We start from the raw sequence: 6339 nt of genomic DNA on the forward strand, positions 1-6339 counted from the left end.
CGTGCTCGCCCGACAGCCAGCGCTGGCCTCCGCCCCATTCCAGCAAGGCGGGTCCCAGCCCGAGGGCGGCAGCGGTGGGTGGCAGCGCCAAGCGCCATAGAGGCCGGCCCGGCGCGAAAAATGCATGGGTCTGCTCGCGCAGCGACCGCCACCAGGCTTGCGCCGCTTCAGGCGCCAGCGGCGTTCCGCCTATCAGTTGGCGGGCGCTGGCAATCGCGGGCGGCGCGCCCGACAGGCGCACAGCCATCTGGCCTTCGCCGCCTTCGTCTGCGCCGCTCCAGCTGGTGGCCGAGATCGGCAAAGGCTTGCCGCGCCACAGGGCGAAACTGGCCAAGGCCTGCGCCTGCGTGGCGGGCAGCGTCAGGGTGACCTCTTCCATCGGCCGCGGCACGACCTTCAAGGACACCTCGAGTATGGCGCCGAAGATACCGTGCGAACCGGCCAAAAGGCGCGACACGTCATAGCCCGCCACATTCTTCATGACCTCGCCGCCAAACGAGAGGATGCGGCCTTCCGAATCCAGCAATTGCGCGCCCAGGACGAAATCCTTGAGCGCGCCAGCGCTCATGCGGCGCGGGCCCGACAACCCCGCCGCGACGCATCCGCCCACCGTGGCGGAAGTCGAGAAATGCGGCGGCTCGAAGGCCAGCATCTGTCCGTTCTCGGCCAGCGCATCTTCGAGTTCAGCCAGCGGCGTGCCCGCGCGCACCGTCACCACGAGCTCCGAAGGGTGGTAGCTGACAATGCCGCGATAGGGCGTCATGTCCAGCAGACAGTGGCCGTCCTGCGGCGTCACCGGACGGTAGTTGCCATAGAATGCCTTGCTGCCGCCGCCCATCACAAACAGGGGTTTGTGACCGGCACGGGCCGTCATGACCTGGTCGCACAATTCCGACAGGACGAAATCCATAAGGACAGGTCCTAGAAACGGGCGAGATCGGGGAAGCGCAGCTCTCCCGCGTGGACATGCATCTTGCCGTATTCGGCGCAGCGGGCCAGCGTGGGGATCACTTTTTCAGGATTGAGCAGGCAGGGCGGATCGAAGGCCCGCTTTACCGCCAGGAACGCGTCGAGTTCTTCGCGAGAGAATTGCACGCACATTTGATTTATTTTCTCCATACCCACCCCGTGCTCTCCGGTCACGGTCCCTCCTACCTGCACGCACAGCTCAAGAATGGCGGCGCCGAATTTCTCGGCGCGCTCCACCTCGTCCGGCTTGTTCGAATCGAACAGGATCAACGGATGCAGGTTGCCGTCGCCCGCGTGAAAGACGTTGGCGCAGCGCAGGCCGAACTCGTCTTCCATCTGCTCGATGGCGCCCAGCACGCGCGCCAGATGGCGGCGCGGTATCGTGCCGTCCATGCAATAGTAATCGGGCGACACCCGCCCGGCGGCCGGAAACGCGTTCTTGCGGCCGGCCCAGAACTTCAGGCGCTCGGCCTCCGACGACGAGACCTGGCAGCGCGTTGCGCCCGCCGCGCGAAACACAGCCTCCATGCGCGCGATCTCGTGCTCGACCTCTTCGGGCGTGCCGTCCGATTCGCACAGCAGGATGGCTTGCGCGTCCATGTCGTAGCCCGCGCGCACAAAGGGTTCGACCATGTGCGTCGCACGGCGGTCCATCATCTCCAGGCCCGCCGGTATCATGCCGGCCGCGATCACCTGGGTGACCGCATTGCCCGCCGCTTCCACGCTGGAAAAGCTGGCCATGACCACCCGCGCGCAGGCCGGTTTGGGGATCAGCTTGACCGTCACCTCCGTGACCACGCCCAGCATGCCTTCCGAACCGATGAAGACGGACAGCAGATCCAGCCCCGGCGCATCGGGCGCCTCGGAACCGAGTTCGACCACATCGCCGTCGATGGTCACGACCCGCACGCGCAGCACGTTGTGCACGGTCAGCCCGTATTTCAGGCAATGTACGCCGCCGGAATTCTCCGCCACGTTGCCGCCGATGGAACAGGCGATCTGGCTGGAAGGGTCGGGCGCGTAGTACAGCCCGTAAGGCGCGGCCGCCTCCGAGATCGCCAGATTGCGCACACCCGGCTGCACGATGGCCGTGGCGCTGGCCAGGTCGATGTGCTTGATGCGATTGAATTTCGACAAGCCGAGCAACACGCCGCGGCTGTGCGGCATGGCGCCTCCGGACAAGCCGGTGCCGGCGCCGCGCGCAACCACGGGCGCATTCAGGCGTTTGCAGATGCGCATGACGGCTTGCACCTGCTCTTCCGTTTCGGGCAGGGCAACGACCGCAGGCAGCGCGCGATATAGAGAGAGGCCGTCGCACTCGTAAGGGCGAGTATCCTCTTCGCGGAACAACACGCAGTGCGCGGGCAACGCGGCCGACAACGCCTCGATGAGTTGCTGCAAGGAATAAGGCGCCTGCACTTGTGCCAGGCCAGTTTCGACCAATGAATTCATGAGCGCAACAATAGCGCGAGCGCCCGCCCGAAGCAGACCGGGATTTACCCGCATCCGTGCACCCGCGGCACAGCAGATAAGTAACCAGCCGTAATCGCATGCCGCGCGTGGGCGACGTCCCGCTCGCCCGACCCTGCCGCCGGCTAGAAAAAAGCCGACGGCACGCCGTCGGCTTCGGATGTCGGCGGCGTTGCCGCGGCAGGCTTACCAGGACACGATCTTGCCCGGATTGAGAATGTTGTTCGGATCGAACGCGTGCTTCAGGCTGCGCATCAGGTCCAGGGCATCCTCGCCATGCTCTTCGGCCATGAACTGCATCTTGTGCAGGCCCACGCCGTGCTCGCCCGTGCAGGTGCCGTCGGCGGCAATCGCGCGGCGCACCAGGTTGTGGTTGATGGCTTCGGATTCTTCCCATTCCTTGGCGCTGTCCGCATCGAGCAGCATCAGCACATGGAAGTTGCCATCGCCGACGTGGCCGACGATCGTGTAGGGAAAGCTGGCGCGGTCGAGTTCTTCGACCGTGTCGCGCACACAATCGGCCAGGCGCGAGATCGGCACGCAGACGTCGGTGGTGCTGGCGCGGCAGCCGGGGCGCAGTTGCAGGCCGGCGAAATAGGCGTTGTGGCGGGCGGTCCAGAGGCGGCTGCGGTCCTCGGGACGCTCGGCCCATTCGAAGTCCATGCCGCCATGGTCCGCCGTGATCGCCTGCACGGTTTCGGCCTGTTCCTGCACGCCGGCGGGACTGCCGTGGAATTCGAACACCAGCAACGGCGTTTCGCGCAGGGTCAGCTTGCTGTGCAGGTTCACCGAGCGCACGCTGGCCGCGTCCATGAATTCGACGCGGGCGATCGGCACGCCCATCTGGATGATTTCGATCACGCTTTGCACGGCCGAATCCAGCGTGGGGAAATTGCAGACCGCGGCCGACACGGCTTCAGGCTGCGGGTACAGGCGCACCGTCACTTCGGTGATGATGCCCAAGGTGCCTTCGCTGCCGACGAAGATGCGCGTCAGGTCGTAGCCCGCAGAGGACTTGCGGGCGCGGCCCGCGGTGCGGACGATGCGTCCGTCCGCCGTCACCACGGTCAGCGACATGACGTTCTCGCGCATGGTGCCGTAGCGCACGGCGTTGGTGCCGGAAGCGCGCGTGGCCGCCATGCCGCCCAGGCTGGCGTCGGCGCCCGGATCGATCGGGAAGAACAGGCCGGTGTCGCGGATTTCCTCGTTGAGCTGCTTGCGCAGCACGCCCGCCTGCACGGTGGCGGTCAGGTCCTCGGCGTTGACCGCCAGCACCTTGTTCATCTGCGACAGGTCCAGGCTGATGCCGCCCTGGATCGCCAGGATGTGGCCTTCGAGCGAAGAGCCGGCGCCGTAGGGGATCAGGGGAACGCGATGCTGGTTGCACAGCTTGGCGATCTCGGCCACTTCCTCGGTCGTGTGCGCGAAAACCACGGCGTCCGGCGGCATGGCCGGATAGGGAGATTCATCGCGGCCATGATGGTCGCGCATGGCGGAGGATTCGGACAAGCGATCGCCAAAGCGCGCGCGCAAGGCATCCAGACAGGCGGCCGGCACCGGACGGCGCAACGTTTCAGCGTGCAAGGGAGCGTTCATGGTCAGCGTGATCTCGGGTTCGTTAACCTGATTATTCTACGCCGCCGCGCACGCAGCGCCGCAAACCGCCAGGCGCTGGCGATCCGCGGCGCTGCCAGGGCTTACTTGCCGGAAGTCAGGGCGACCCGGCGGCGTTCGCGCACGGCGTGGGCCAGGCGCTCGAGCACGGCGACCGAAGCGTCCCAGTCGATGCAACCGTCGGTGATGCTCTGGCCGTAGACCAGCGGCGTGCCCGGCACCATATCCTGGCGGCCGCCCAGCAGATGGCTTTCGACCATGACACCCACCAGGCGGCTGTCGCCTGCTTCCATCTGGCGCGCCACGTCGTCGATGACCATCGGCTGGTTCTCGGGCTTCTTGCTGCTGTTGGCGTGGCTGGCGTCGATCATGATGCGTTGCGCCAGGCCGGCCTTGGACATGTCCTGGCAGGCCGCGTCCACGCTGGCCGCATCGTAGTTCGGCGTCTTGCCGCCGCGCAGGATGACGTGGCAGTCCTCGTTGCCGGCCGTCGACACGATGGCCGAATGCCCGCCCTTGGTCACCGACAGGAAATGGTGCGGCTGCGACGCCGCCTTGATCGCGTCCACCGCGATCTTGACGTTGCCATCGGTGCCGTTCTTGAACCCCACCGGACACGACAATCCCGAAGCCAGTTCACGATGCACCTGGCTTTCCGTCGTCCGAGCCCCGATCGCCCCCCAGGAGACCAGATCCGCGATGTACTGCGGCGTAATCATGTCCAGGAACTCGCAACCCGCCGGCAGTCCCAGGCTGTTGATGTCCAGCAGCAGTTCGCGGGCGACGCGCACACCCTTGTTGATGTCGAAGCTGCCGTCCAGGTCCGGATCGTTGATCAGGCCCTTCCAGCCCACGGTGGTGCGCGGCTTCTCGAAGTACACGCGCATCACGATTTCCAGGTCGGCGCTCAGGCGGTCGCGCACGGGCTTCAGACGCTTCGCATATTCGATGGCCGCGCGGGTGTCATGGATGGAGCAAGGACCGATCACGACGATCATCCGGTCATCCATGCCATGCAGGATGCGGTGCATCCCCTGGCGGGCGGCGAACACGGTGTCGGACGCCTCCTTGGTGCAGGCGAACTCGCGCATGACGTGCGCGGGCGGGTTCAGCTCTTTGATTTCTCGAATGCGAAGGTCGTCGGTATTGTGTGACACGGTACTGCTCCTGGGTTGCCCGCCACGGGGATGTTCCCGAGGTGGTTTCCTCAACTGGCGGCGCAAAAAAAGCCGCCAGTTCGCTGGCGGCTTTTTGGGGGGGATTCTTTCCAAACTTCAGATTGAGCGCGTCCCTTCCTCCGCCAGCGGCTTCAGAAAACCATAAAAATAAAAATAAAAAGCGGGGGACGCGAATTTCATGGGGATTGACTCTAGCACAAATTTCCCGGGCCGTCACCCGGGTTTTTTCGGGATCAGGCCGTGCCGCCGACCGTCAGGCCTTCCATGCGGACCGTAGGCATGCCCACGCCCACAGGCACGCTCTGCCCGTCCTTGCCGCAGGTGCCGACGCCGGAATCCAGCTGCAGATCGTTGCCGATCATGGTGACGCGGTTCATGGCGTCCGGACCGTTGCCGATCAGGGTGGCGCCCTTGACCGGGTAGGTCACCTTGCCGTTTTCGATCATGTAGGCCTCAGAAGCCGAGAACACGAACTTGCCGTTGGTGATGTCGACCTGGCCGCCGCCGAAGTTGACCGCGTACAGCCCGCGCTTGACGGACGACACGATTTCCTCGGCCGGCTTGTCACCCGCCAGCATGTAGGTATTGGTCATGCGCGGCATGGGCAGATGCGCAAACGATTCGCGGCGGCCGTTGCCGGTGGCGGCGGTCTTCATGAGGCGCGCGTTCAGGGTGTCCTGCATGTAGCCGCGCAGGATGCCGTCTTCGATCAGCACGTTGCGCTGGGTGGCATTGCCTTCATCGTCGATGTTGAGCGAACCGCGGCGATCCGGGATCGTGCCGTCATCCACCACCGTCACCCCCTTGGAGGCCACGCGTTCGCCGATGCGGCCGGAGAACACACTGGAACCCTTGCGGTTGAAATCGCCTTCCAATCCGTGGCCCACGGCCTCGTGCAGCAGGATGCCGGGCCAGCCGGAACCCAGCACGACGGTCATTTCGCCGGCCGGCGCCGGACGCGCCTCCAGGTTCACCATGGCTTCATGCACTGCGCGCTCGACGTAGCCTTGCAGCATTTCGTCCGTGAAATAGGCCAGGCCCAGGCGGCCGCCGCCCCCGGCGTGGCCCATCTCGCGGCGGCCGTTGCGCTCGGCGATGACGGTCAGCG

5 protein-coding genes are annotated in these 6339 nt (G+C 65.5%); all 5 read right to left on the minus strand.

Annotated elements, in window-relative coordinates; all coding sequences use genetic code 11:
- The coding region (gene glcE, locus VIR09_RS11800) for a glycolate oxidase subunit GlcE (protein WP_332013043.1) at positions 1–910 on the minus strand (910 nt) is incomplete at its 3' end.
- Positions 911–921: 11 nt separating this feature from the next.
- Positions 922–2421, minus strand: coding sequence for an FAD-linked oxidase C-terminal domain-containing protein (locus tag VIR09_RS11805; RefSeq protein WP_332013044.1), 1500 nt, complete (start codon positions 2419–2421; stop codon positions 922–924).
- A gap of 204 nt (positions 2422–2625) precedes the next feature.
- Positions 2626–4035 carry an FAD-binding oxidoreductase gene (locus tag VIR09_RS11810; RefSeq protein WP_332013045.1) on the minus strand — a complete coding sequence of 470 codons (1410 nt, stop codon included), beginning with the start codon at positions 4033–4035 and terminating at the stop codon, positions 2626–2628.
- A gap of 101 nt (positions 4036–4136) precedes the next feature.
- Positions 4137–5210 (minus strand): 3-deoxy-7-phosphoheptulonate synthase AroG, encoded by a 1074-nt coding sequence (gene aroG / locus VIR09_RS11815; RefSeq protein WP_332013046.1) that lies wholly within the window; start codon positions 5208–5210, stop codon positions 4137–4139.
- A gap of 254 nt (positions 5211–5464) precedes the next feature.
- On the minus strand, positions 5465–6339 hold an 875-nt coding region (locus VIR09_RS11820), incomplete at its 5' end, for a metallopeptidase TldD-related protein (protein WP_332013047.1).

The sequence above is a fragment of the Achromobacter sp. genome (genome assembly GCF_036567245.1).
Lineage (GTDB): Bacteria > Pseudomonadota > Gammaproteobacteria > Burkholderiales > Burkholderiaceae_B > Achromobacter.

What these genes read in the sequence shown, in the direction of transcription:
- VIR09_RS11810 (WP_332013045.1), bottom strand. Translation starts at nt 4,035, where the DNA reads ATGAACGCTCCCTTGCACGCTGAAACGTTGCGCCGTCCGGTGCCGGCC.
- VIR09_RS11805 (WP_332013044.1), bottom strand. Translation starts at nt 2,421, where the DNA reads ATGAATTCATTGGTCGAAACTGGCCTGGCACAAGTGCAGGCGCCTTAT.